Below are 24672 nucleotides of genomic sequence, written 5' to 3' on the forward strand. Positions count from 1 at the left end.
GGGAGTACCTCATGCGCCGGGAACCGCGTCGGAGGGGGTGGCCCCGGCGGGCTCGGCGTACGACAGCCCCACGAAGCGGTCGCCGTCGTAGGTCAGCGAGGTCACGCTGGCCAGGCCGCACTGCCGGCGGCGCGGGTCGTGCGCGTAGCGGCGTCCCTCCAGGTGCAGCCGCAGCGTCCAGATCGGCAGCTGGTGGCTGACGCACACCGCCGCGGCGCCGCGGGCGGCGTCCCGCGCGGCCTCGACGGCGGCGAGCATCCGCGCGGCGATCTCCACGTAGGGCTCGCCCCACGACGGGCGGAACGGGTTGCGCAGCTTCCACCAGTGCTGGGGCGAGCGCAGCGCACCGTCCCCCACGCCGACCCGCAGGCCCTCGAAGGCGTTGCCGGCCTCGAGCAGCCGGTCGTCGATCTCCACGGGCAGGTCGAGCTTGCCGGCGATCGGCGCGGCGGTCTGCCGGGCGCGCTCCAGCGGGCTGCTGAGGACGTGCGTGATCGGCGGGTGGGAGGCGACGCTGTCCGCCAGCCACTCGGCGGCGGCCAGGGCCATCGCCTCGCCGGTCTCCGAGAGCCGGTAGCCCGGGAGCCGGCCGTAGAGCACCTTCTGCGGGTTGTCGACCTCGCCGTGCCGCAGCAGGTGGACGACGGTCTTCTCGGCCATCAGGTGCTCATCCCGGTGGAGGCGTCGGCCGGCTCCTCGGCCGGCGGGGCGGACGACGGGTCGACGGCCGCGGCGGCGCGGGCGGCGGCCGGGAGGGCCTCGAGGACCCGCTCGACGGCCTCGTCGTCGAGCGCGGCACTCACGAACCACGACTCGAACGCCGAGGGCGGCAGGTAGACGCCGCGGGCGAGCATCGCGTGGAAGAAGGCGGTGTAGCGGGCGGCGTCCTGCGAGCGGGCGTCGTCGTAGTTGCGCACGGTGCGCTCGTCGGGGACGAAGAACACCGAGAACATCGACCCGGCCTGCTGGATCCGGTGCGGGACGCCGGCGGCGAACAGCGCGGCGCTGGTCGCCCCGCGCAGGGTGACGGCGACCTGGTCGCAGCGGGCGTAGACCTCGTGGGTGCAGTGCCGCAGCGTGGTCAGGCCGGCCGCCACCGCGACCGGGTTCCCCGACAGCGTGCCCGCTTGGTAGACCGGCCCGGCCGGGGCCAGGTGCTGCATGAGGTCGGCGCGCCCGCCGAAGGCCGCGGCCGGCAGCCCGCCGCCCATGACCTTGCCGAAGGTCATCAGGTCGGCGTCCACCGGGTCCAGGCCGTACCAGCCCGAGCGGGACACCCGGAACCCGGTCATGACCTCGTCGACGATCAGCAGCGCGCCGTGCGCGGCGGTGATGCGGCGCAGCGCCTGGTTGAAGCCGTGCAACGGCGGGACGACGCCCATGTTGCCGACCGCGGCCTCGGTGATGACCGCGGCGATCTCGCTGCCCCGCTCGGCGAAGACGGCCTCGACCGCGGCCGCGTCGTTGTAGGGCAGGACGACGGTGTCGGCGGCGGCGCCGCTGGTGACGCCAGGGGTGTCGGGCAGGCCGAGGGTGGCCACGCCGGAGCCGGCCGAGGCCAGCAGCGCGTCGACGTGGCCGTGGTAGCAGCCGGCGAACTTCACGACGACCCGGCGGCCCGTGACGCCGCGCGCCAGGCGCACCGCCGAGAGCACGGCCTCGGTGCCGGAGTTGACCAGCCGCACCTCCTCCACCGGCGGCACCCGGCGGACGATCTCCTCGGCCAGTTCCACCTCGCCCTCGGTGGGGGTGCCGAAGGTCAGGCCGCGGCGCGCGGCGGCGGTGACCGCCTCCACGACGGCCGGGTGGGCGTGGCCGAGGATCAGCGGCCCCCACGAGGCGACGAGGTCGACGTAGCGGCGGCCGTCGGCGTCGGTGAGGTACGCGCCCTGGCCCTGCGCCATGAAGCGCGGGGTGCCACCGACGGCGCCGAAGGCGCGCACGGGCGAGTTCACGCCGCCTGGGGTGACCCGCTGCGCGCGGGCGAACAGGTCGGCCGACGTCGGGGCCTCGTAGGCGTACGGGGGGCTGTCCAGCGAGGTCACGTCCCCAGTGTCCCTCTCCCACCGGGGACGCCGTCGCCGGTGTCCGGGACGGCGGCCAGCAGCGCTGCGGCGAGCGCGGCGGGGTCGCGGGTGGGCACCAGCACGGTACGGCCGTCGTTCGTCCGCAGCGGCAGGCCCGACCGGCCGCGGGGCAGTGACCAGCCGCCGCCGAGCACCGGCGCACCGGCGTCCACCCCCGCCGTCCCGGCGCCGACCGCGCGCAGGTGCGTGGCGTCGACGTCGGCGAGCGGCATCCGTTCCGGGCCGACCGACAGTGCCGGGGCGTCACCGGCGGCGTCGACCCGCACCGTCCAGGCGCGGCGGGCGGAGACCACGCCGGCCGCCACGACGCCGAGGACGGCGACGGCAGCCAGGACCCCGAGCAGCGGCGGCCCGCCCGGGCCGGGCAGCACCAGGTCCAGGACGGCGAGGAGCCCGAGGACCCCGGCGACCAGCCAGAACGGCCGCCAGGAGCCCCCGGGCTCGTCGTAGTCGTCCCCCGCCCGCCCCATCAGCGCAGCCAGCGGGCCGCTTCCACCGCCCAGTAGGTCAGCACGGTGCCGGCCCCGGCGCGGCGGATCGCGGTGAGCGTCTCCAGGACGGCCCGCTGCCGGTCCACCCAGCCGTTGGCCGCGGCCGCCTCCAGCATCGCGTACTCGCCGCTGACCTGGTAGGCGCTGACCGGGACGTCGACGGCGTCGGCCACCCGGGCCACGATGTCGAGGTAGGGCAGCGCGGGCTTGACCATGACCGCGTCGGCGCCCTCGGCGAGGTCCTGCGCCACCTCGCGCAGCGCCTCGTCGGCGTTGGGCGGGTCCATCTGGTACGTCGAGCGGTCGCCGAACTGCGGCGCGCCCTCGGCGGCCTCGCGGAACGGGCCGTAGAAGCCCGAGGCGTACTTCGCGGCGTAGGCCAGGATCGGCGTCTCCTGGAACGCCTCGCCGTCCAGCGCCCGGCGGATCGCTGCGACCTGGCCGTCCATCATCCCGCTGGGGGCGATCACGTGGGCCCCGGCCTGGGCCTGGGCGATCGCGACCGCGGCGTAGCGGTCCAGCGTCGGGTCGTTGTCGACCACGCCGGCCGGGGTGACCAGCCCGCAGTGCCCGTGGTCGGTGTACTCGCACAGGCACAGGTCGGCCATGAGCACCAGCTCGTCGCCGAGGTCGGCGCGCAGCTGCTGCAGGGCGACGTTGACGATGCCGTCGGCGGCGTCGGCCTGGGAGCCGACGGCGTCCTTCTCCGACGGGATGCCGAAGAGGATCAGCCCGCCGATGCCGGCCTCGGCCGCCTCGTGCGCGGCCTTACGCAGCGAGTCGGTCGTGTGCTGCACGACGCCGGGCATGGAGCTGATCGGCTGCGGCTCGTCGATGCCCTGCTTGACGAAGACCGGCAGCACGAGATCGGCCGGGGCCAGCCGCGTCTGCGCGGTGAGCCGCCGCAGCGCGGGCGTCGACCGCAGCCGACGCCCGCGCGCGAACCCGGGAGTCGCGCCTCCCGCGCTCACGACTCCCCCTCGCCGGCGCTCGTCGTCGACGCGAGCAGGGCTGCTGTGCTCATCGGTGAGTTCGCGAGCTCGCTCACCTGTCCTCGCCGCCCTCCGCCTGGCGGAGGGACAGGGCGTGCTCGGCCAGGGCGTCGACCAGCGGGCCGACCGCAGCGGTCTCGGGCTGGACGTCGACCCGCAGGCCGAACTCCTGCGCCGTGGCCGCGGTCTGCGGGCCGATCGCCGCGACGACCGTCTTGGCGTGCGGCTTGCCGGCGATGCCGACCAGGTTGCGCACGGTGCTCGACGAGGTGAAGCACACCGCGTCGAAGCCGCCGCCCTTGATCGCCTCGCGCACCGGAGCGGGCGGCGGGGCGGCCCGGACGGTGCGGTAGGCGGTGACGTCGTCGATCTCCCAGCCGCGCTCCTGCAGGCCCGCGGCGAGGGTCTCGGTGGCGATGTCGGCGCGCGGCAGCAGCACCCGGTTGATCGGGTCGAGCACGTCGTCGTACTCCGGGAAGTCGGCCAGCAGGCCCTCGCTGGACTGCTGCCCGGTGGGCAGCAGCTCCGGCATGATCCCGAAGGCGCGCACCGCGTCGGCGGTGGACTCGCCGACGCAGGCGACCTTGACACCGGCGAACGCCCGCGCGTCGAGGCCCAACTCGACGAACTTCTCCCGGACGGCCTTCACCGCGTTGACCGAGGTGAAGACGATCCAGCCGTAGCGGCCGGTGACCAGGCCCTTGATGGCGCGGTCCATCTGCGCGGGGCTGCGCGGCGGCTCGACGGCGATGGTCGGCACCTCGACCGGGACGGCGCCGTAGGCCCGCAGCCGGTCACTCATGTCGCCGGCCTGGTCCTTGGTGCGCGGCACGAGGACCCGCCAGCCGAACAGCGGCCGGCTCTCCCACCACGACAGCCGGGCGCGCTTGTCGACGGCCGACCCGACGGTGGCCACGACCGGGCCGGTCACGCTGTCCAGCCCGGCGTTCTTCTCGGCGACGGCGGCGAGCTTGGCCACGACGCTCTTCTGCGCGGTGCCCGAGCCCCCGGTGGTGACGACGACCGCGGTGGAGCCGGACAGTCCGCCCTCGACCAGCCGGGCGGCGGCGTCGGGGAGGTCCTCGGCGTTGCCCTGCAGCACCAGCGGGGCGTCCAGGCTCTTCGCCGCGGCGGCGAGCGCCGCCAGGTCGGCCTCGCCGCCGCGCAGGTCGGCCGACAGCGAGGTGCCGCCGAGCGCGACACCGGCGAAGGCCGGCACGGCGGTGGCGGAGGCGACACCCGGGACGACGTCGAAGCCGACCGAGGTGCGGCCCACGGCCAGCACCTCCTTGACCACGTCGTCGCAGGTGAACGGGTCGCCGGCGACCAGCCGGACGACGGTGCCGCCGGACTTGGCGGCGGCCACGGCGGCCTTGGCCACCTCGGCCGGCTCGCCGGTCGCGGGGGTCAGCTCGAGCTCGGGCCGGTCGGCGCGCACGGCCTCGGTGACCGCCGGCGCGACGTCGGGGTCGACGAGGACGGTGTGGGCCTCGGCGAGTGCCGCGGTGGCCCGGGCGGTCAGCATCCCGGGGTCGCCCGGGCCGGCGCCGACGAAGACGACCCTGCCGGCCGCCGCGCCGTTCTTGCGCGTCATGTCCTGCTCCTAGGTTCTGCCCGGTAGGGCTCTGGTGGCATGGCCCCGGAGGGCTCGTGTGCGGGGGTACGGGAGGCCGGGTCCTGCTGCCCGGCCCGGGGGGTGCGGCTCACCGGGAGGCCGCCATCAGCTCGGCGGCGCCCCGGTCGAGGAGCTCCGCGGCGAGCTCGCGGCCGAGTCGCTCGGCCTCGATGGGCGGCCCGGTGACCGAGCCGCGGACGCCGTCGCTGCCGTCGAGCGCGGTGACCGAGGCGCGGAGGAACAGCTCGGGGCCGTCCTCCCCCTCGGCCAGCTCGGCGTACGCGGCGACCGGAGCGCTGCAGCCGGCCTCCAACGCCGCCAGCGTCGTCCGCTCGGCGACGACGCAGGCGCGGGTGCCGGCGTCGTCGAGGGCGGCGAGCAGCTGTCCGGTCCGCTCGTCGTCGCTGCGGCACTCCACGGCCAGCGCGCCCTGCGCCGGCGCGGGGAGGACCTGCAGCGGGTCGAGGGTCTCGGTGACCGCCGAGAGCCGCCCCAGCCGGGTGAGCCCGGCGCGGGCCAGCACGACGGCGTCCAGGTCGCCCGGCACGACCCGCGCCACGCGCGTGTCGACGTTGCCCCGGATCGGCACCACCTCGAGTCCGAGGCCCAGGGCGCGCAGCTGGGCGACCCGCCGCGGGGCGCCGGTGCCCACCTTCGCGCCGGGCGGCAGCTCGCCGAGGGTCAGGCCGTCGCGGGCGACCAGCGCGTCGCGCGGGTCCTCCCGGGGCGGGACGGCGGCGATGGTCAGCCCCGGCTCGGGCAGCGTGGGCAGGTCCTTGTAGCTGTGGACGGCGACGTCGACGGTGCCCTCGAGCAGCGCCTGCCGGATCGCCGTCACGAAGACGCCGGTGCCGCCGAGCTGCGCGATCGCCGCCGAGGAACGGTCGCCCTCGGTGCTGATGTGCACCAGCTCGACCGGGACGCCGCTGGCCGCGGTGATCGCGTCGGCGACCGCCTGGGACTGGGTGGTCGCCAGCTGGCTGGCGCGGGTGCCCAGCCGGAGGGTGCCCGTGGTGGTCGCCGTCACGACGCACCGCCGGGACGCAGGTCGTCGGGGTCGACCGTGACCGCCTCGGCCAGGTTGGTCCGCTCGGAGACCACCTCGGCGTCGATGCCCAGGCCGAACAGCGCCCGCAGGGCGTCGGCGTAGTCGACGCCGCCGGGGGCACTGGCCAGCTCCTTGACCCGCACGGTCGGCTCGTGCAGCAGCTTGTCGACGACGCGGCGGACGGTGCGGGCCACCTCGGCGCGGGCGCGGGCGTCCAGGTCGGGCAGCCGGGCCGAGAGCCGCAGCAGTTCGGCGTCGACCACCTCGGCGGCCTGGCTGCGCAGCGCGGAGACGGTGGGCGCGACCGCGGCGGCCTGCCGCTCGGCCCGCAGCAGCGCGGTCTCGGCCTCGATGAGCGCGTGCGCCGCGGCGACGTCGTCGGCCGCCACCGGGCTCGCGGACGCGTGCCCGTCGGCACCCCGCTCCCCCTGCAGCAGCGCGAGGTCCACCACGTGCACGCCCGGCAGAGCGGCCACGCCCGGGTCGACGTCCCGCGGCAGGGCCAGGTCGATGACGACCACCGGCCGGTCCGGCCGGGTGGCCATCGCCCGGGCCACCACCTCGGTGCCGATGACGATGCCGCGCGCGCCGGTGCAGGTGACCAGCACGTCGGCGGCGGCGATCTCCGCGGGCAGGTCGGCGAGGTCGGCGGCCCGGCCCTCGACGGAGGTCGCCAGCCGCTCGGCGTGCTCGGGCGTGCGGCTGCTCACGGTCACGGCGGCGCCGCGGCGGGCCAGCGTGGCGGCGGACAGGGCGCCCATGGAGCCGGCCCCGACGACGAGCACCGGCCGGCCGGCGAGCGAGCCGATCCGCTCCTCGGCGCGGTCGAGGGAGACCGACACCAGCGAGGCGCCGGCCTTGTCGATCCCGGTCTCGGAGTGGACCCGCTTGCCGACCCGCAGCGCGTGCTGCGCCACCGGGTGCATCGCCCGGCCGACGGTGCCCTGCTCGCGGGCGAGCGCGTAGGCGTTGCGCAGCTGGCCGAGGACCTGTGTCTCCCCGACGACCATGGAGTCCAGGCCGGCGGCGACGGTGAACAGGTGCGCGACGGCCTGGTCCTCGTAGTGGACGGTGACGTACGGGGAGAGCTCCTCCACCGTGGCGCCGGCCTGGCGGGACAGCACCCGGCTGACGTCGGCGACGCCGCCGTGGAAGCGGTCCACCTCGGCGAAGACCTCGACGCGGTTGCAGGTCGCCAGCACGATCGCCTCGCTGACGTGGTCGCTGCCGACCAGCTCGTGCAGCGCCTTGACGGTGTCGTCGGCTCCCATGGCGAACTGCTCGAGGAGGGCGACGGGGGCGGTCTGGTGGCTCACCCCCACGGCCAGGAGGCTCACGAGTCCTCCTCGCCGGTGCTCGTCGGACGCGTTCGCCGGGCTGCCGTGCTCATGGGTGAGCTCGCGAGCTCGCTCACGCGGTCACCTCCACGCTCGGGGCCTCCAGTGCCGCAGTCGCCGTGGTACCGCGCTGCTGGCCGAGGAACGCGAGCACCTGCAGTTCGACGGAGAGGTCGACCTGGCGGACGTCGACCCCAGCGGGCGCGTTCAGCGCCACCGGCGCGAAGTTCAAGATGCTCCTCACCCCGGCCGCGGTCAGCCGGTCGCAGACCGACTGGGCGACGTCGGCCGGTGTCGCGATGACCCCGATCGTGGCCGCCGTGGCGGCCACCACCTCGTCCAGCTCGTCCACCGGGCGCACCGGCTGGCCGCCGATCCGCCGGCCGACGCGCTCCGGAGCGGCGTCGAAGAGCCCGACGAAGCGGAAGCCGCGGCTGCCGAAGCCGGCGTAGTCGGCCAGGGCGGTGCCCAGGTTGCCGATCCCCACCAGCACGCAGGGGCGGGACCGCTCGACGCCGAGGACCCGGGCGATGCGGTCGCGCAGCGTGCCCACCTCGTAGCCGACCCCGCGGACCCCGCAGGGGCCCAGGTGCGAGAGGTCCTTGCGCAGCCCGGCCGGGTTCACGCCCGCCGCGGAGGCGAGCTCACCCGAGGAGACGTTGCTGCGCCCGCCGTCGGCCAGCCCGGTCAGCACGCGCAGGTACACGGCCAGACGGGCGACGGTGGCCTCCGGGATCCGGGGCCGGGTTGAGGACACGCGGCACTCCACAGACAGTCGCGCCCGGGGTTCCGGCGGGTGCCGGATGCGGTCGAACGACATCGGGGACCCGGGCGGTCCGCCGCCCGGCGAACGCCACGGTAACCGCTTGTGAACGCAGGAACAAAGTCGCTGGGGGCCAGGAGGCCGCTCCCCAGCGCAGATGCGCCCCGCTGTGGTGGAGACCATACCCGGCGTCTCCTCGATCGACCCGCCGGGGGGAGCCGTGCCGCCCCCGGTCGGCCGCCCTGGAGGGTCGGGTCCTGACCACCCTCCGCCGGCCCATGCACTCGCGCGCTGTTCCACCCGCTGCTGCGCCGTTGCAGCAGCGCGGGAGCGTCAGGAACGGCGCGGGGGTGCGAGCCGCGCTCCAGGGGTGGATCCGACGCCGTCCGGCGACCGCAGGTCCCCGGCGCACGGGGACCTGCCGGCGGTGCCGCTGGCCGGTCCTCTCACAGGCCGAGGTCGCGCCGCAGCCGGGGCACGTCCACGGTGAAGTAGGAGTGCTCCCGCCCGTCGAGCAGCACGACCGGCACCCGGTCGCCGTACTCGGCCTGCAGCTCCGGGTCGGCGTCCACGTCGACCTGCGCGAGCGGCAGCCCGGCCTCGGCCGCGAGCCGCTCGAGGGTCTCCGCGGCCACCGCGCACAGGTGGCAGTCGGCCCGGGTCAGCAGCTGCAGCCTGGGTGCGTCAGCGGTCACCGTCGCCTCCCGACGCCGCCGGCTCCTCGTCGGCGCGGGCCAGGCCGAGCTCGCGCAGCCGGGCACGGCTGACCTTGCCGGTCAGCGAGTGCGGCAGCGCGGCGAGCACGTGCACCGACGTCGGCACCTTGTACCGGGCGAGGGACGCCGCGGCGTGCTCGCGCAGCTCCTCGAAGCCGAGCTGCCGGCCCGGCCGCAGCGCGACCACGGCCCGGACGGCGGCACCGGTCTGCGGGTCGGGCACGCCGATGACCGCGCTCTCCGCGACGGCCGGGTGCGCGTCGAGCACCCGCTCCACCTCGGCGGGGTAGACGTTGAAGCCGCTGACCAGGATGAGGTCGCTGCGCCGGTCGACCAGGTGCAGGTCGCCGTCCTCGTCGGCGTAGGCGAGGTCGCCGGTGGGCAGCCAGCCCTCGGCGTCCGGACCGTCGACCCCGTCGGGCCAGTAGCCGGAGAAGAGGTTGGCGCCGCGCACCCAGATCTCGCCCGGACCGTCCTCGGCGAGGTCGCCGGGCGTCGGGACGTCGTCCTCCTCGACCGGCTCGTGCAGCGCGGTGTCGCGCAGCTGCAGCTCCACGCCGGGGACCGGGCCGCCGATGCAGTTCGGTTTGGCCCGCCCGGTCGCCAGGGTGCTGGCCACCACCGGGCATGCCTCGGTGAGCCCGTAGCCCTCCCACACGGTGACCGCGGCCCGCTCGCGCATCGCCGTCCAGACCTCCTCGGGCAGCGGCGCGGCCCCGGAGGAGGCCATGCGGACCGCGGCGAAGGCACGGCGCAGGAGGGCGTCGGACCCGGCGGCGTCGGCGACGGCGAGCCAGGCCTGGAACACCGGCGGGGCGCCCGGGATCGCGGTGACCTCCTCGCGGGCCATGACCTCCAGCGACGCCACCGGGTCGAAGGACTCCAGGAGCACCGCGCAGGCGCCGGTGGCGGCGACCAGGCCGAAGCCGGCGTTGAGCCCGTAGACGTGGAACAGCGGCAGCACGATCAGGACGCGGTCGTCGGGCCGGACCGGCGGCGGGTCCATCCGCAGGCACTGCTCCTGGTTGGCCCGCAGCGCCGCCGCGGGGAGCATGGCGCCGCGCGGTCGGCCGGTGGTGCCGCTGGTGTAGGCGAGGAAGGCCGGGCCGTCCCCCTCGGGCACCGCGGGGGGCGGGGCGTCGTCCGCCGGCGGGCCGGCGAGCACCGGCACGCCGGCCACCGGGGAACGGTCTCCGCCCGCGACGAGCAGCGACGCCCCCGAGTCGGTGAGCACGTACTCCAGTTCCGGGTCGGTGTAGGCGGTGTTGACCGGGACGACGACGAGGCCCGCGCGCAGGGCGCCCAGCGTCGCCCGCAGCCAGTCGACGCCGTTGGGGAGCTGCACCGCCACCCGCTCGCCCGGGGTCAGTCCGCGGGCGGCGTAGCCGGCGGCCGCGCGGTCGACCTGCGCGTCCAGCTCCCCCCAGCTGAGCCGTTCCTCGCCGGCGACGACGGCCGGTGCGTCCGCACGGTCCCGCGCCGCCCTGCGCACCAGCGCGGACAGCGAGCTACCGACGTCGGTCATGCACATCTCCTCCGGTGCAGCGGTCATGGCCACCCGCGGAGGGTGACTCGCACCGCCCCTCGACCGGGTGGCGTGGACGGACCGCGGTCATGTTGTCACCACCGGCTCCGACCCGCAGCACCGCGCGCCCTCCAGCGGGGTCGCAACCGAGGACGGGCGGTGCCCAGGACCCCCGGCCGCTCGCCCGCGGGACGCCACTAGGGTCGGGTGTCCACCGGCCGCCCGCGAGGGCGGTGGAGGAGCCACAGTGGAGGTCGTCGTGCCGGGACTGCCCTTCCGCGGCCGCCGTGGGCGCTCGGCGGACGTGCTGGACGAGGAGACGCGGGCCCACGTCGCCGGTGCCGCCTCGGCCGCGGCCGCCGAGGTCGAGCCGGCGCCGGCCGTCGTCCCGGACCTGACCGCGGCGGCGTTCTTCGACGTCGACAACACGATGATGGTCGGCGCGTCGATCTTCTGGTTCGCCCGCGGACTGGCCGCCCGCAAGTACCTCACCGCCCGCGACATGTCGCGGTTCGTGTGGCAGCAGGCCAAGTTCCGGATCGCCGGCAACGAGAGCGCCGACGACATGCACACGATCCGGGAGAGCGCGCTGGCCTTCGTCGCCGGGCGCCCGGTCGCCGAGATCGTGCAGGCCGGCGAGGAGATCTACGACGAGCTCATGGCCGACCGCATCTGGGCGGGCACGCGGGTGCTCGCCCAGCAGCACCTCGACGCCGGCCAGCGGGTCTGGCTGGTGACGGCGACGCCGGTGGAGCTGGCCAGCATCATCGCCCACCGGCTGGGGCTCACCGGCGCGCTGGGCACCGTCGCGGAGGTCGTGGACGGGCACTACACCGGGCGGCTGGTCGGTGAGCTCATGCACGGCGAGGCCAAGGCGGAGGCGGTCCGGGCGCTGGCCGAGCGGGAGGGCCTGGACCTGTCGCGCTGCACGGCCTACAGCGACAGCTCCAACGACCTCCCGATGCTCACGCTCACCGGCCGCGCGGTCGCGGTGAACCCCGACACCGAGTTGCGTGCGGTCGCCCGCTCCCGCGGTTGGGAGATCAGGGACTTCCGCACCGGCCGCAAGGCCGCGAAGACCGTCGTCCCCACCGTCGCGGCCGCCGCACTCTCCGGCGGTCTGGTCGGCGGTGCGCTGGCCATCCGCCGCCGCAAGCTGAGTTGATCTGTCGGCCTACCGGCCTCCGACCGCGGCCAGGTGCCGTCCCCGACCTGCGCGGAGCTCCACCTGCCCCTCCTCGCGGAGGCCTCCGGCCCCCACTCGCCGCAGGCTCAGCCCCAGACGGACCTGCGCTGCAGGAGCAGCTGGTAGAGCGACTGCTGGATCGTCTCGCGCACCTGGTCGGTGAGGTTGAAGACCAGCATCGGGTCCTCGGCGGCAGCCGGACCGTAGGACGCCGTCTCGATCGGCTCACCGAAGGCGATCAGCCACTTCGACGGCAGCGGCACCAGCCCCAGCGGGCCGAGCGCGGGGAAGGTCGGCGTCACCGGGAAGTAGGGCAGGCCGACCAGCCGGGCGACGGTCTTGACGTTGCCGATCATCGGGTACGTCTCCTCGGCCCCGACGATGGCGCACGGGATGATCGGCGCCCCCGTGCGCAGGGCGGCCGTGACGAAACCGCCGCGACCGAAGCGCTGCAGCGTGTACCGCTCGCGGAACGGCTTGCCGATCCCCTTGAAGCCCTCGGGGAAGACCCCGACCAACTCACCGCCGGTCAGCAGCCGCTCGGCGTCCTCGTTGCAGGCCAGCGTGGAGCCGAGCTTGCGCGACAGCGAGCCGATGAAGGGCAGGTCGAAGACCAGGTCGGCGCCGAGCAACCGCAGGCGCCGGCGGGCCGGGTGGTCGTCGTGCAGGGCGACCGTGGCCATCATCGCGTCGAGCGGCAGGGTGCCCGAGTGGTTGGCGACGACCAACCCGCCGCCGGTGGTGGGCACGTTCTCCACGCCGTGGGTCTCCACCCGGAACCAGCGCTCGAACAGCGGCCGCAGCAGCGGGAGCAGCACGTGGTCGGTGAGGTCGGGGTCGAAGCCGAACTCGTCGGTGTCGTAGTCGCCGGTCACCCGACGGCGGAGGAACTCCAGGCCGCCGGCGACCTGCTCCTCCCACGAGGCGGACGACGGGGGTGGGACGCGCGGCTCCTCGTCGTCGGGCCGCAGCGGGATGACCCGCGCCTCAGGCATCGCGCACCGCCCGCAGTGACGGGGACGGCGGTGCCGGACGCAGCCGCTCCCCCACCGTGCCGGCCGTCGCACCGATGCGGGCCACGAGGCCCTGCGCCCGCTCCGTGACACCGGCGACCACCTGGGGCGGGATCACCGGCACCACGGTGGTCGCGTAGTCGGCCAGCGCCTGTTCGGTGGTGTACCGGGGGGTGTAGCCGAACTCGTCGCGCAGCACCGTGGTGTCCACGACGCGACCGAAGTTGAGGAAGCGCATCTGTTCCGGAGAGTAGTCGACGTACCCGAACCGGCGGGTGAGCCGGCCCAGCGAGCCCAGTGCGGGCGAGGGCAGCGGGACCTGCAGCCGGCCGAGCCTGCGGATCGCCTGCGACAGCAGCAGGGTGCCCTCCCCGCCGACGTTCACGGTGCCGGCGAAGTCACCGGTGGTGGCCCTGGTCAGCACGGCGAGGGCGTCGTCCTCGTGCAGCAACTGCACGCGGGCGTCGTACCCCAGCGCCGTGGGGACCAGCGGCATGCGCAGGAAGGAGGTGAGCACCGAGTCGATGCGCGGGCCGATGAAGTTGGTGAAGCGCAGTGCGACCACCCCCACGTCGGGACGGCGGCGCGCGAAGGACCGGACGTAGCCCTCGATGTCGAGGCTGTCCCGGGCGAAGCCCCCGGAGGGCACCCGGCGGGCCTGCATCTTCTCGGTGAAGACCGCAGGGTCGCGGGAGGAGGCGCCGTAGACGGCGCTGCTCGACTTCAACACGAACCGGCGGACCGACTCAGCCCGCTGACAGGCGGCCAGCAGCTGCATCGTGCCGATGACGTTGAGCTCCTTCATCGGCCCCCGCCCGCCGGAGCCGGCGGGGGTGGAGCTGATGTTCATGTGCACGACCGTGTCGACCGAGGCCGTCGCGATGACCTTGCCGATCATCGGGTTGCGGATGTCGGCCCGCACGAACTCGGTGCGGCCCAGCCGGCGGAGCATCTCCGGCGACGGGGGGACGGTGTCCACCCCGATGACGCGCTCGATGGCGCGGTCGCGAGCGAGCTCGGCCGCCAGCGCACCCCCGAGCCACCGGCTGACACCGGTGACCAGGACAACCGCGGGCGGCACGAGCGTCAGCTCACTTCTTGTTGCGGCGCTGGACGCGGGTCTTCTTCAGCAGCTTGCGGTGCTTCTTCTTCGCCATCCGCTTGCGGCGCTTCTTGATGACCGAACCCATGTGCGTGCTCCCGACGTCGTTGCGGCGCGGCGGCCACCGTCGACCGGGAGGTCGCACCGGGCGCCGCGCGAGGTGATCAGCTCGTGTGCGACGACCCGGACCGGAACCAGCCCCGGCGTCGCTCGGCGTCCGAGCGTACCCGGCGGCCCCGCGGCGACGCTGCCGCGTGGGCCTGCCGGCGATCCGGATCCCACCCGCGAGGGGTGGGGTGGTGCCTCGGGCGACCTCGGTGACGCGACCGCGCCCCGGTCCACCCCTCCTCGCCGGCTGCGCCGACGAGCCCGTCACGTCTCAGGCGATGCCCATGGCGCGACTCCGCGCGCCGGTCCGCTCCTCGCTCGCTGGCGCTCGCTGCGATGCTCCCGTCGCTGTCGTCACGCGATGTCGGTGTAGGCGTCGCGCAGGTAGTCCTGGACGGCGCGCTCGGGGACGCGGAACGAGCGGCCGACGCGGACGGCGGAGAGCTCACCGGCGTGCACGAGGCGGTACACGGTCATCTTGGAGACGCGCATCATGCTGGCGACCTCGGCGACCGTCAGGAAGGTGACGGCGGCGCGGGGGGCCGGGATCGGCGGACGGCCGACGGGCATGGCGGCCGGGTGCTGCGGCGGGACGGGGCGGGCCATGGTGGCGGCCTGGATGGGCCGGCCAGCGGGGCGCGGGCCGGGGATGCCCGGGCGGGCGTAGGCGGCGGGAACGGTGCGCTGGGGCATGGTCATCTCTTCATCTCCGGACCTAGCACGCGCCGGGCGTCGGCTTCCCCACCGACTACGGAGCCCGCATGTGCTGACACAGAGAGTAGGGGGACATGCGTGACAGAAGCGATGGAAGAAACGAACAGGGGGAACGGTCCGTCCTGGGCAGAACTACACCTATGTAGCCACGTCGACATGTGCCCGGGCGCGTCGTAGGCAACACGTCGCGACGCGGTCACGCTGAGTCGACACATCGACGCTCGCTCGGGGTACGGTCACCGGTCGCGCGCGGCCCGTCCCAGCTCCACCGAGCGCGCGTGCGCCGCCTCGATGGCCGCGATCAGCGCCGCGCGCACGCTGTGCCGCTCCAGCTCCCGGATGGCGGCGATCGTCGTCCCGCCCGGGCTGGTGACGGCCTCCCGCAGCTGCACCGGGTGCTCGCCGGAGTCCCGCAGCATCACCGCCGAGCCCAGCGCGGTCTGCACGATGAGGTCCACGGCGAGGTCGCGCGGCAGGCCGAGCAGGATGCCGGCGTCGACCATCGCCTCGACCAGGTAGAAGAAGTAGGCCGGTCCGCTGCCCGACAGGGCGGTCACGGCGTCCTGCTGGGCCTCCGGCACCCGCCGCACCCGCCCGACGGCGGCCAGCAGCGCCTCGGCCTCGTCCAGGTGCCCCTCGTCGGCGTGCGCCCCGGCCGACAGGACGCTCATCCCCTCGTCGACCAGGGCCGGGGTGTTGGGCATCACCCGGACGACGGGGACCCCCTCGGGCAGCGCTGCCTCGATCGTCGACGTCGGGACGCCGGCGGCGACCGACACCACGAGGTGGCCGGCGTCCACCGAGCCCGCCAGCAGCCCGAGCAGCGTGCCGATGTCCTGGGGCTTGACCGCGAGGAGCAGCACCCGGGCGCGGGCGGCGGCCTCGGCGAGCTCCAGCACCGGGACGCCGTACCGCTCCGTCAGCTGCGCGGCGCGCTCGGCGTGGCGCTCGCAGACGACGATCCCCTCGGGCCCGCCGCGGCGGACCAGCCCGGAGAGCAGCGCCTCCCCGATCTTCCCGCCACCGATGATCGCCAGGCCGGAGCGGGCGGCCTCCCCCGCGCTCACGACCGGCCCGCCGGACGGAGGGCGGACGTCGCCGGACCCGAGCGCAGGACCACCCGCACCCGGTGACCGCCGGCGACCAACCGGCGCTGCTGCTCGCTGCGGACCTGCCACGGCATGACGTACTCCCAGCTGTCGGGGGGTCGTTCGTTCCAGGCGGCGCGCTCGCCGGCGATGGCGACCAGCCGCGGGTCGGTCGTGCCGACGCCAGGGCGCCCGGCCCCGCTCATCAGCACGTCGAGGCAGCGCACGAAGGCCAGGTCGGCGGCCGCACCGCGCCGCCCGGGCAGGTGTGCCCCGGTCAGCCGCACCCGGCCGTCCGCCAGCGCACGGCAACGCTCCTCGGCGCCGGCGTCGGCCGCACGGACCACCACGGTGACCGGTCCGGCGTCCGCCGCGAGGGCGTCCACGGCGGCCGGGGCGCCGGCCAGCGCGACGTCGAGCCCGGCCTCGGCCGCGGCACGGACCACCCCGGCGGCCGCGGGCCCCAGCCGGTCGACGGGCACGGTGAGCTCGCAGGCACCCGCGAGCCCCGCGCCGGCCACCCGGGCGACGAGGTCGCGCAGCTCGACGGGGGCGTCCGCGGCAGGCGTGTGCTCGAGGGCGACCGTGCACCCCGCGGCGGTGGCGTCGGCCGCGGCGCGGACCGGGTCCGCGACCCGCGGCCCGGCCCCGGAGAGGGCGTCGAGCAGGCGGCGCACCGGGGCGGTGATCTGCGCACGCACGGGGCCGAACCTAGTGCTCGCGGCGTGTGTGCCACTCGGGGGCGGGGTAGCCGCCGCCGCATGGCTGACGAACTCAACGGGTTGAAGGTGGCCGTCCTCGCGACCGACGGCGTGGAGCAGGTGGAGCTCGACCGGCCGTGGCAGGCGCTCGAGGAGGCCGGTGCCCAGCCGGAGCTGGTGTCCCTCGAGGCCGGGGAGATCACCGCCTACCAGCACATCGACAAGGGCGACACCAAGAAGGTGGACGCGGTGGTCAGCTCGGCAGACCCCGACGAGTACGACGCGCTGGTGCTGCCCGGCGGCGTCATCAACGGCGACTTCGTCCGCGCGGACGCCGATGCCGTGGCCTTCGTGAGGGCGTTCTTCGAGGCGGGCAAGCCGGTGGCGGCGATCTGCCACGCACCCTGGGTGCTGGCCGAGGCCGACGTCGTCCGCGGGCGGCGGATGACCTCCTGGCCCTCGCTGCAGACCGACCTGCGCAACGCCGGCGCGACCTGGGTCGACGAGGCGGTCGTCGTCGACGGCAACCTCGTCACCAGCCGCAAGCCCGACGACCTCGACGCGTTCAACGCCGCGATCGTCGAGCAGTTCGCCGCGACGGACCAGGACGAGGACGAGGACTGACGGCGGCCACGGCCTGAGCCTGCGGAGGTGAGGAGGGTGGCCCCTCTGCAGGGTCCCGCCCCGCGCTCGCGAGTGGCGGGACCCTGCAGAGGGGTCCTCACGCGGTGGCGAGCAGGTTGGCGGCGGGTGCGATGGTGAGCAGGGTCCCGGCGAAGACCAGGATCGCCACCAGCCGCACGCCGGCCGGCTCCCGGTCCTGGCGCTGCCGCCACGCGCTGACGCCGCCGACCAGGCCGGCCACGGCGACCGGCGCGAGCAGCACGGCCACGTAGGGCAGCTGCTGCCACAGCACGGTGAACAGGAAGTAGATGCCGACCCCGGCGGCCAGCGCGAGCACGAGCTCGCCGATGAAGCGCAGCCAGGCCAGGGCGCCCTCGCGGGGGCCGAGGTCCTCGTCCTCGAGCATCGGCGGGTCGTCGGTCCGGACGACGGGGATCGGGCCGGTCCGCGGCCCGGGTTCGGCGCCCTCCGCCCGCGCCCGAGGCGTCCGCTCGCGGACCGTGGCCTCCGGCGTGGTCCCGGTGGCGGTCGGGACGCCCGGTTTGCGCGAGGGCCGCAGCCCCGGGATGGCGGCGGTCGAGGGCTCGGGCTGTCGGCGTCCGACCCGCCGTTCGGGCACCGGCGCGGCGGCGTCCTCGATCTGCTCCCTGACGCGGTCCCCGGCCCGGCTCCCGGTCCGGTCCCCCGCGCGGTCGCTCGCGCGCCGACCGAACTGCGTCCGGTCGGCCACCCGCCCGGTGTCCCCGGAGCCGCGCTGGCGGACGCCGGTGTCCTCGAGCTCGTCCCCGCGGCGGCGCCGGCCACGGGTGGGTGACTCGACCCCGGCCTCGCGCAGGATGTCGGCCAGCGGCCGGCCGCCGGTCTCCGGGTCGCGGCGCCCCTCGCCGCGGCTTCCGGGAGGAGTGCTCATCTCTCGTCCTCCAACGAGTCCAGTCGCCGGAGGATGACGCCCTCCCGCAGCGCCCACGGGCAGATCCGCACGGACGGTACGTCCAGCGCTCGCATCGCGGCCCGCGCCACGACGGCGCCGCCGGGGATCTGGTGGGCGCGGTCGGGCGACACGCCCTGCAGCTCGGCCAGCGCCGAGGACTCGATGCGGGCGACGAACCCGAGCAGCTGGACCAGGCCCTCGAGGGTCAGCTCACGCGGGGCACGCAGGCCCGCGGAGTAGGGCGCCGCGCCGGTGAGCCGGGCCAGCGTCCGGAACGTCTTGGAGGTCGCCGTCACCAGGTCCGGCGGGCCGCCGGCCAGCAGCTTCTTCGCCGCCGGCTCGAGCAGGTCCGCGGCGTACTCGTCGAGCTCGGCGAGGGCACGCAGGTCCGGTCGCCCGCCGGTGCGCGCCTCGGGCAGGAAGCGCCGGGTCACCCGGCCGGCACCCAGTGGGAGCGACAGCGCGACGTCGGGGTCCTCGTCCAGGCCGCTGGCCAGCTCCAGCGACCCGCCGCCGATGTCGAGCACGAGCAGCCGCCCGGCGCTCCACCCGAACCACCGCCGGACGGCGAGGAAGGTCAGCCGCGCCTCGTCCTCGCCGCTGGTCACCTGCAGCTCCACGCCGGTCTTCTGGCGGACCCGCTCCAGCACCTCCATGCCGTTGCGGGCGTCGCGGATGGCGGAGGTGACCAGCGCCAGCACCTCGTCGCAGCGCTGCTTCTCGGCCTGCTCGCACGCCTTGCGCACCGCCTTGAGCAGCGCCTTCTCGCCGTCCTTGGACAGCAGGTCGTCGTCACCGACGTGCTCGGCGAGGCGCAGCAGCCAGCGGTCGTCGTGCTGTGGGGTCGGGTGACCGCCGCGATGGGCGTCGACCACCAGCAGGTGCACGGTGTTCGAGCCGACGTCCAGGACCCCGAGCCTCATGCGGTCAGTCTGCATGGCCCCCTCCAGAGGCTCGCGCCGAGCGGAGCGAGGCGTGAGGGGGAGGGGGTCCTTTCTCTAGGCTGGCCGGGTGCACGACGTCCCGCCCGAGGTGCCGCTGGACTTCCCCCGGGAGTGGGTCGAGTTCCCCGACCCGGCTGATCCGCACCACGTCGTCCGGGCCGATCTGACCTGGCTGTCGTCGGCCTGGACGTGCGTCTTCGGCCGCGGCTGCGCCGGCGTCGTGGAGGGCCGTCCGGACGACGGCTGCTGCAGCCACGGCGCCTTCTTCAGCGACGAGGACGACCTGGCCCGGGTCACCGCCGCCGTCGCCGACCTCACCGACGAGGACTGGCAGCTCGCACCGCTCGGTCGCGGCGCCTGGACCGAGGAGGACGACGCCGACGAGGAGGGCGGCGTCCGCTCGCTGCGCACCCGACTGGTCGACGGCGCCTGCGTCTTCCTCAACCGACCCGGCTTCCCCGGCGGCACCGGCTGCGCGCTGCACCGCATGGCGCTGCGCGAGGGGATGCACCCGCTGCTGACCAAGCCCGACGTGTGCTGGCAGCTGCCGGTGCGCCGGGAGCAGCAGGAGGTCGAGCGTCCCGACGGCACCACGGTGCTGGTGTCGAGCATCGGCGAGTTCGACCGGCGCGGCTGGGGTCCCGGCGGGCACGACCTGCACTGGTGGTGCACCGGCTCACCGGCGGCGCACGTCTCCGCCGAGCCGCTCGTGGCCACCTACGAGGGCGAGCTCACCGCCCTCCTGGGGTCGGCGGCCTACGCGGAGCTGCGCCGGCTGACCGAGGAGCGGCTGGACCGCGGCCTGGTCGCCCCCCATCCGGCGAGCCCACCGCCCGTCCCGGTGACGCTGCACCGCCGTCGGCCCTGAGCGCTCCCCCGTCCGAGGGTCGAACGGCACCGAACGGTCACGTCGCGCCACTACCCTCTCCCCGACGCGACCGACGACCGGACGGCGGGGACTGTGAGCGAGGAGCGCGCGACGGCGGCCCCTCCCCCGGCCCGGGGGCGGTCCGACAACGCCTTCCTCGCACTCGTCCGCATCCCGGTGTTCCGGCGGCTGTGGGCCGCGATCACCGTCTCCAGCCTCGGCGACTGGCTGGGGCTGCTGGCCACCACGGCGATGGCCCAGCAGCTCACCCGCGGCGAGTCCCTGGCGGTGCAGGGCGCGGCGATCTCCGGCGTCATCCTCACCCGGCTCCTGCCCGACCTGGTGCTGGGTCCGGTGGCCGGAGCGCTGGCCGACCGGCTCGACCGGCGGACGACGGTGGTCGTCGGCGAGTTGCTGGCGCTGACGCTGTACCTGTCGATCGCGGTCACCTACGAGCTGACCTGGCTCTACGTCGCCCAGTTCCTCGTCGAGGCGGTCGGGCTCTTCACCACCCCGGCCAAGCAGGCGATGTGGGTGTCGATCGTGCCCCGCGAGCGGCTCGCCGTCGCCAACCAGGTGTCGCTGTTCTCCGTGTACGGCGCGGTCCCCGTCGCCGCCCTGCTGTTCGCGCTGCTGTCCACCGTCAGCCGGCTCCTCGGTGAGGGCGACGGCAGCGAGGCGCGGACGGCGATCGTCGTCGCCCTGGTCTTCAACGCCGGCAGCTTCGGCCTCAGCGCCATGACCGTGCTGGTCTCCCGCCGGCTCATCCCGGGCACGCCGGTCGACCGGGACGGCGCGCAGCGCAACGTCTTCTCGCTGGTCGTGGAGGGCGTGGCCTTCCTGCGCGGCCAGCCGTTCATGCGGGCCCTGTACGTCGGCGTGATCGGCGCGTTCGGCGCCGGCGGGCTCACCGTCGGCGTGGCCCAGCTGTACGTGGCCACCCTGCGCGCCGGTACGGCCGGCTACTCGGTCGTGTTCGGCGTCGTCTTCACCGGCCTGGCCATCGGGATGCTCGCCGGGCCACGCATCCTGCCCACGGTCCCGCGGCGCAGCGTCTTCACCCACGCCATTGGGCTGGCCGGCGTCGCACTGCTGGTCATGTCGCTGCTGCGGGACTTCGTGCTGGCCACCGCCGCGGCGTTCTGCGTGGGCCTGTTCGCCGGCGTCAGCTGGATCATCGGCTACACGCTCATCGGCTTCGAGGTCGAGGACCGGCTGCGCGGCCGGGTCTTCGCCTTCGTCATCTCCTCGGTGCGGATCGTGCTGCTGCTCGCCGTGGCGGTCGGCCCCGGGCTGGCCGGGCTCCTGGGCACCCACGACGTCCGCCTCGGCGACCTGGTGCTCACGCTCACCGGCCCCGGCCTGACGCTGCTGGTCGGCGGCGCGATGGCCCTGGTCGTCAGCGCCTACGCCACCCGCCAGGTGGTGCCGGCCCGCTCGCGCACCCGCGTCCGCGACGTGCTGCGGCTGCTGTGGGGCCGCTCGGACCTGTTCTCGGCCGCCTCCAGCGGCGTGGGGCTGTTCGTCGTCGTCGAGGGCGCCGACCGCGAGCTGACCCGCCGCTACACCGCGGACCTGGCCCAGGTGCTGCGTGACTGCGGCTGCGAGGTCGAGGTGACCGCCGAGCCCAGCGACACGCGGCTGGGCCGCCAGGTGCGCGGCCTGCTCTTCCCGGCCGCGCCCGGCTCGGGGACCGGCCTCCCGCAGCCCAGGCCGGCCCTCGACGACACCGGCCGCCCGGTCACGCCGCACACCGCCGCGCTGCTGGCCGCCGCCGACCGCGCCCAGCACGTCGCGACGGTGATCCGACCGGCCCTCGAGGCCGACCGGGTGGTGGTCAACACCCACTACGTGGACACCTCGATCGCCTTCCACGGCGCCGGCCAGGGCCTCGACGGCGACCGCATCCTCCGGACGTCGCTGTGGGGTACGCACGGGCTGCTGCCCGACCTGACCGTCGTCGTGGACGCCCCGGTGACCTCGGCGCCCGCGGGTGCCGACGCCGAGGCGGTGCGCCGCGCCTTCCTCGCGCTGGCCGAGGCGGCCCCGGACCGCTACGTCGTCGTCCCCGGGGAGCTGTTGGGCGCCGGCGCCGACGAGGGTCTGGTCTCCCCCGTCGTCCGCCGGCGGCTGGCCACCCTGGTGGCCAGCCGCTATCCGGCCGCGACCTCACCGCCCGCCCCTCCCGGGCCGGTGCCCGCCGGGCCGGGGACGCCCGGCGCGGCCTCCGGCGCTGCGGTGCAAGGGGCCGGTCGCTCCGTAGGCTGACCCGGTGGCAGAGCTCGTGCACTGGACGGCCGGGGACACCGAGGACGTCGTCTGCTGCCTGTGCCGGCTGCCCGGCACGCTGGTGCACGACGTCGCCCCGTTCGGGGTGGTCCGCTGCCCGCAGTGCGAGCTGGTCTTCATCAGCCCGCGGCTGCGCCCCGAGGCGCTGCAGCGGCTCTACGACGACGTGGGCTACTTCGAGGGCGGCGTCTACGGGGCGGGCGTCGCCTCGGCCGACGGCGCGCCCTCGGCCGGGGGCCGCTGGTCGCCGGCGATGGTGCTGCAGCGCACCTGGACGGCGGGCCGGCTCGCGCTGGTCGACCGCGAGCGCGGCGGCGCGGTGGGCGGGCGGCTGCTCGAGGTCGGCGCCGGCTACGGCCTGTTCCTCGCCGCGGCGCGGGAGGCCGGCTGGACGACGTCCGGCGTCGAGCTCTCCCGCACCGGCGCCGAGCACGCCCGGGGCACCCTGGGGCTCGACGTGTTCTGCGGTCAGCTCGAGGACGCGCCGCTGACCCCGGGCTTCGACGTCGTGTGCGCCTGGGACACCGCCGAGCACGTGCCCGACCCGCTCTCCTTCTGGCGGACGGTGCGCTCGCTGGTCGCCGACGACGGCGTCGTCCTGTTCTCGACGCCCTACGTCTCCTCGCTGCCGGCTCGGCTGCTTCGCACCCACTGGTGGACGCTCAAGCCGACCGAGCACATCTGGCACTTCACGCCGCGCACCCACGCGCTGCTGCTGGCCCGGGCCGGGCTGGCACTCACCCGGGTCATCCGCAGCCCGCTGGCCCCGGCCAACGCCGGCCGGCTCGACTCCCTGGTCGGCGTGGCCCGGCCCATCCCCGGCGCCTAGTCAGCGCGGCGGGATCGGCGATCTGGCACGGATCCCGCGGTCGGAGCGTGCGAGACCGCCGATCTCGCCGGGTTCACGCCGCCCGGTCGTCGTCCACCGCGGCGAGCGCGGCCCGGAAGGTCTGCCGGTAGGCCCGTGGGGACACCCCGCGCCGGCGGGTGAACTGCTCCCGGAACCCGGCGGCGGTGCCGAAGCCGACGAGCCGGGCGATCTCCTCGACCGGTGCGTCGCTCTCCTCGAGCAGCGCCTCCGCGGCCGCCAGGCGCCGGCCGAGCAGCCAGGCGTGCGGGGTGGTGCCGGTCGTCGCCTTGAAGCGGCGGGCGAAGCTGCGCGGGCTCATCAGCGCGCGGCGGGCGAGCAGTTCGACGTTCAGGTCGTCGGCGAGGTGGTTCTGGGCCCACTCCAGGACGGCGCCGAGCAGGTCGTCCTGGCACTCGGCGACGGGGGCGTCGATGAACTGCGCCTGCCCTCCGTCGCGGTGGGGCGGCACCACCATCTCGCGCGCCAGGGCGTTGGCGGCCGCGGCGCCCCACTCCCGGCGCACCAGGTGCAGCAGCGTGTCGACGCCGGCCGCCGTCCCGGCGCCGGTGAGGATCCGGCCGTTGTCGACGTAGAGCACCGAGGGGTCCACGTCGACGGCGGGGAAGCGGGCGGCCAGCTCGCCGGCGTACTTCCAGTGGGTGGTGACCCGCTTGCCGTCGAGGAGTCCCGCCTCGGCGAGCACGAAGGCGCCCGTGCAGTGGCTGATGATCGTGGCGCCCCGGGCATACGCCTCGCGGAAGGCGTCGAGCAGCACGGGCGAGGGCACGCGGTCGAACAACTCCCACGCCGTGATCGAGACGATGTCGGAGCGGGCCAGCCGCTCCAGGCCGTGCTCCACCGTGATGGGGATGCCGGTGTCGGTGCGCAGGACGCCGGGCGCCTCGGTGACCAGCGCGAAGTCGAAACGCGGCAGCCCCATGTACCGGCGGTCGTAGCCGAAGACCTCGGCACACACGCCGAGCCCGAAGCTGCCGACGAGACCGTCGGCGACCACCACGCTGACCACGAGGGGACGGTCGGTGCTCATGCCGGACAGCATGGCAGAAAAAATGCGATAGAGGTCACTTCTGCCACTCGTGCCCGCGGCCGCCCCGGAGCACGCTCAGCCTGTGTTGCTGATCACCTGCCCCGTGACGAGGACCGACGAGCTGGTCGCCGACCGGCGCATCCGCTCGGTGGTCAACCACCCGACCCACATCGCACTGCACGTCGAGTGCCCCTGCGGCGGCGTGCACGTCTACCGGACCGGCCGCCGGTGGGAGGCCGCTCGCCGTGCGGCCGCGGCTCGACCTGCGCGGGAGCTGACCCCGGCCTAGGATCGAACACATGAGCGAACCGACCGCGAACGAGGACCGCAGCACCCAGAAGGACCCGTCGGACTGGGTGACCGGCGACGAGCCCGCCACCGGCGCCCAGAAGAGCTACCTGCACACGCTGGCCCGCGAGGCCGGCGAGGACGTGCCGGACGACATCACCAAGGCCGACGCGTCGCGCAAGATCGACGAGCTGCAGGACGAGACCGGCCGGGGTCAGTAACCCCGGCCGGTCCGCTCGACACCCGGCCGGGGACCGCACCCGGCCGTCGTGTCGTCGAGGAGTGGGCTCCTGGAGGGGGCCGCGACGAGGCGGCGGTGGGGCTCGGCGCAGCCGGGACGACAC

General features: G+C 75.4%; 26 protein-coding genes. 7 read left to right on the forward strand and 19 right to left on the reverse strand.

The genetic code is table 11. The features are described from left to right. Positions 1–9: 9 nt before the first annotated feature. The 10 genes from ACU610_RS17005 to ACU610_RS17050 form a co-directional block, all read right to left on the reverse strand. Positions 10–660 carry a histidine phosphatase family protein gene (locus ACU610_RS17005; protein ID WP_446768873.1) on the reverse strand — a complete coding sequence of 217 codons (651 nt, stop codon included), beginning with the start codon at positions 658–660 and terminating at the stop codon, positions 10–12. Further along, a complete protein-coding gene (gene hemL, locus ACU610_RS17010) occupies positions 660–2045 on the reverse strand; it encodes a glutamate-1-semialdehyde 2,1-aminomutase (RefSeq protein ID WP_446768874.1) in 1386 nt (461 codons plus the stop codon). Before hemL ends, ACU610_RS17005 begins: the two co-directional genes overlap by 1 nt. Then, entirely contained in the window at positions 2042–2557 is a 516-nt protein-coding gene (locus ACU610_RS17015; RefSeq protein WP_446768875.1) for a hypothetical protein, read from the reverse strand. Before ACU610_RS17015 ends, hemL begins: the two co-directional genes overlap by 4 nt. Next, a complete protein-coding gene (gene hemB / locus ACU610_RS17020; RefSeq protein WP_446768876.1) occupies positions 2557–3549 on the reverse strand; it encodes a porphobilinogen synthase in 993 nt (330 codons plus the stop codon). The genes ACU610_RS17015 and hemB overlap by 1 nt, the downstream gene beginning before the upstream one ends. A 73-nt stretch (positions 3550–3622) precedes the next feature. Further along, positions 3623–5164, reverse strand: coding sequence for a uroporphyrinogen-III synthase (locus ACU610_RS17025; protein WP_446768877.1), 1542 nt, complete (start codon positions 5162–5164; stop codon positions 3623–3625). Positions 5165–5273: 109 nt separating this feature from the next. Continuing rightward, on the reverse strand, positions 5274–6212 hold the full coding sequence (hemC, locus tag ACU610_RS17030) for a hydroxymethylbilane synthase (RefSeq protein ID WP_446768878.1): 939 nt from the start codon (positions 6210–6212) through the stop codon (positions 5274–5276). After that, complete coding sequence (locus tag ACU610_RS17035) at positions 6209–7570, reverse strand: glutamyl-tRNA reductase (protein ID WP_446768879.1); 1362 nt, start codon at positions 7568–7570, stop codon at positions 6209–6211. Before ACU610_RS17035 ends, hemC begins: the two co-directional genes overlap by 4 nt. A 73-nt stretch (positions 7571–7643) precedes the next feature. Continuing rightward, complete coding sequence (locus ACU610_RS17040; protein ID WP_446768880.1) at positions 7644–8327, reverse strand: redox-sensing transcriptional repressor Rex; 684 nt, start codon at positions 8325–8327, stop codon at positions 7644–7646. 452 nt (positions 8328–8779) lie between these two features. Continuing rightward, on the reverse strand, positions 8780–9028 hold the full coding sequence (locus ACU610_RS17045) for a glutaredoxin family protein (RefSeq protein ID WP_446768881.1): 249 nt from the start codon (positions 9026–9028) through the stop codon (positions 8780–8782). Continuing rightward, positions 9018–10574 (reverse strand): class I adenylate-forming enzyme family protein, encoded by a 1557-nt coding sequence (locus ACU610_RS17050; protein WP_446768882.1) that lies wholly within the window; start codon positions 10572–10574, stop codon positions 9018–9020. Before ACU610_RS17050 ends, ACU610_RS17045 begins: the two co-directional genes overlap by 11 nt. Before the next feature lie 247 nt (positions 10575–10821). On the opposite strand from ACU610_RS17050, the gene ACU610_RS17055 reads away from it, so the two are divergent. Next, a complete protein-coding gene (locus ACU610_RS17055; protein ID WP_446768883.1) occupies positions 10822–11739 on the forward strand; it encodes an HAD family hydrolase in 918 nt (305 codons plus the stop codon). A 107-nt stretch (positions 11740–11846) separates the two neighbouring features. Here the strand turns inward: ACU610_RS17055 and ACU610_RS17060 are convergent, their stop codons facing one another. The 6 genes from ACU610_RS17060 to ACU610_RS17085 all read right to left on the reverse strand — a co-directional run bounded on the left by ACU610_RS17060 (position 11847) and on the right by ACU610_RS17085 (position 16486). Then, a complete protein-coding gene (locus ACU610_RS17060; protein WP_446768884.1) occupies positions 11847–12755 on the reverse strand; it encodes a lysophospholipid acyltransferase family protein in 909 nt (302 codons plus the stop codon). Beyond that, positions 12748–13854 carry an NAD-dependent epimerase/dehydratase family protein gene (locus ACU610_RS17065; protein WP_446768885.1) on the reverse strand — a complete coding sequence of 369 codons (1107 nt, stop codon included), beginning with the start codon at positions 13852–13854 and terminating at the stop codon, positions 12748–12750. Before ACU610_RS17065 ends, ACU610_RS17060 begins: the two co-directional genes overlap by 8 nt. Before the next feature lie 10 nt (positions 13855–13864). Further along, complete coding sequence (locus ACU610_RS17070) at positions 13865–13963, reverse strand: 30S ribosomal protein bS22 (protein WP_012854759.1); 99 nt, start codon at positions 13961–13963, stop codon at positions 13865–13867. Between the two features lie 374 nt (positions 13964–14337). Next, on the reverse strand, positions 14338–14676 hold the full coding sequence (locus ACU610_RS17075) for a helix-turn-helix domain-containing protein (protein ID WP_446768886.1): 339 nt from the start codon (positions 14674–14676) through the stop codon (positions 14338–14340). A gap of 257 nt (positions 14677–14933) precedes the next feature. After that, a complete protein-coding gene (proC, locus tag ACU610_RS17080) occupies positions 14934–15764 on the reverse strand; it encodes a pyrroline-5-carboxylate reductase (RefSeq protein ID WP_446768887.1) in 831 nt (276 codons plus the stop codon). Further along, a complete protein-coding gene (locus ACU610_RS17085; protein ID WP_446768888.1) occupies positions 15761–16486 on the reverse strand; it encodes a hypothetical protein in 726 nt (241 codons plus the stop codon). The genes proC and ACU610_RS17085 overlap by 4 nt, the downstream gene beginning before the upstream one ends. 60 nt (positions 16487–16546) lie before the next feature. Between ACU610_RS17085 and ACU610_RS17090 the strand changes: the two genes are divergently transcribed. After that, entirely contained in the window at positions 16547–17110 is a 564-nt protein-coding gene (locus ACU610_RS17090) for a type 1 glutamine amidotransferase domain-containing protein (protein WP_446768889.1), read from the forward strand. A gap of 97 nt (positions 17111–17207) precedes the next feature. On the opposite strand, the gene ACU610_RS17095 is transcribed toward ACU610_RS17090, so the two are convergent. Next, positions 17208–18020, reverse strand: a complete 813-nt coding sequence (locus tag ACU610_RS17095; RefSeq protein ID WP_446768890.1) for a hypothetical protein — start codon at positions 18018–18020, stop codon at positions 17208–17210. Further along, positions 18017–18964, reverse strand: coding sequence for a Ppx/GppA phosphatase family protein (locus ACU610_RS17100; protein ID WP_446768891.1), 948 nt, complete (start codon positions 18962–18964; stop codon positions 18017–18019). The genes ACU610_RS17095 and ACU610_RS17100 overlap by 4 nt, the downstream gene beginning before the upstream one ends. 88 nt (positions 18965–19052) lie before the next feature. Here ACU610_RS17100 and ACU610_RS17105 point away from each other — a divergent pair, with 88 nt between their 5' ends. From ACU610_RS17105 to ACU610_RS17115, 3 genes are all read left to right on the forward strand, one after another. Continuing rightward, on the forward strand, positions 19053–19853 hold the full coding sequence (locus tag ACU610_RS17105; RefSeq protein ID WP_446768892.1) for a hypothetical protein: 801 nt from the start codon (positions 19053–19055) through the stop codon (positions 19851–19853). Between the two features lie 93 nt (positions 19854–19946). Further along, complete coding sequence (locus tag ACU610_RS17110; RefSeq protein ID WP_446768893.1) at positions 19947–22121, forward strand: bifunctional MFS transporter/dTMP kinase; 2175 nt, start codon at positions 19947–19949, stop codon at positions 22119–22121. Positions 22122–22125: 4 nt separating this feature from the next. After that, positions 22126–22971: a class I SAM-dependent methyltransferase gene (locus ACU610_RS17115; RefSeq protein WP_446768894.1), complete on the forward strand. Its 846-nt coding sequence runs from the start codon at positions 22126–22128 to the stop codon at positions 22969–22971. 73 nt (positions 22972–23044) lie between these two features. Here the strand turns inward: ACU610_RS17115 and ACU610_RS17120 are convergent, their stop codons facing one another. Beyond that, positions 23045–24040 (reverse strand): helix-turn-helix domain-containing protein, encoded by a 996-nt coding sequence (locus ACU610_RS17120; protein WP_446768895.1) that lies wholly within the window; start codon positions 24038–24040, stop codon positions 23045–23047. 103 nt (positions 24041–24143) lie between these two features. Between ACU610_RS17120 and ACU610_RS17125 the strand changes: the two genes are divergently transcribed. Together ACU610_RS17125 and ACU610_RS17130 are read left to right on the forward strand one after the other, a co-directional pair. Then, entirely contained in the window at positions 24144–24329 is a 186-nt protein-coding gene (locus ACU610_RS17125; protein ID WP_446768896.1) for a hypothetical protein, read from the forward strand. Positions 24330–24339: 10 nt separating this feature from the next. After that, positions 24340–24549 carry a DUF3072 domain-containing protein gene (locus ACU610_RS17130; RefSeq protein WP_446768897.1) on the forward strand — a complete coding sequence of 70 codons (210 nt, stop codon included), beginning with the start codon at positions 24340–24342 and terminating at the stop codon, positions 24547–24549. The last annotated feature ends 123 nt before the right edge of the window (positions 24550–24672 follow it).

The organism is Geodermatophilus sp. URMC 61, assembly GCF_052931555.1.

Coding starts and splice junctions, on each gene's coding strand:
- ACU610_RS17005 (WP_446768873.1), bottom strand. CDS start 660: ATGGCCGAGAAGACCGTCGTCCACCTGCTGCGGCACGGCGAGGTCGAC.
- ACU610_RS17015 (WP_446768875.1), bottom strand. CDS start 2,557: ATGGGGCGGGCGGGGGACGACTACGACGAGCCCGGGGGCTCCTGGCGG.
- ACU610_RS17025 (WP_446768877.1), bottom strand. CDS start 5,164: ATGACGCGCAAGAACGGCGCGGCGGCCGGCAGGGTCGTCTTCGTCGGC.
- ACU610_RS17050 (WP_446768882.1), bottom strand. CDS start 10,574: ATGACCGACGTCGGTAGCTCGCTGTCCGCGCTGGTGCGCAGGGCGGCG.
- ACU610_RS17060 (WP_446768884.1), bottom strand. CDS start 12,755: ATGCCTGAGGCGCGGGTCATCCCGCTGCGGCCCGACGACGAGGAGCCG.
- ACU610_RS17070 (WP_012854759.1), bottom strand. CDS start 13,963: ATGGGTTCGGTCATCAAGAAGCGCCGCAAGCGGATGGCGAAGAAGAAG.
- ACU610_RS17075 (WP_446768886.1), bottom strand. CDS start 14,676: ATGCCCCAGCGCACCGTTCCCGCCGCCTACGCCCGCCCGGGCATCCCC.
- ACU610_RS17090 (WP_446768889.1), top strand. CDS start 16,547: ATGGCTGACGAACTCAACGGGTTGAAGGTGGCCGTCCTCGCGACCGAC.
- ACU610_RS17095 (WP_446768890.1), bottom strand. CDS start 18,020: ATGAGCACTCCTCCCGGAAGCCGCGGCGAGGGGCGCCGCGACCCGGAG.
- ACU610_RS17100 (WP_446768891.1), bottom strand. CDS start 18,964: ATGAGGCTCGGGGTCCTGGACGTCGGCTCGAACACCGTGCACCTGCTG.
- ACU610_RS17120 (WP_446768895.1), bottom strand. CDS start 24,040: ATGAGCACCGACCGTCCCCTCGTGGTCAGCGTGGTGGTCGCCGACGGT.
- ACU610_RS17130 (WP_446768897.1), top strand. CDS start 24,340: ATGAGCGAACCGACCGCGAACGAGGACCGCAGCACCCAGAAGGACCCG.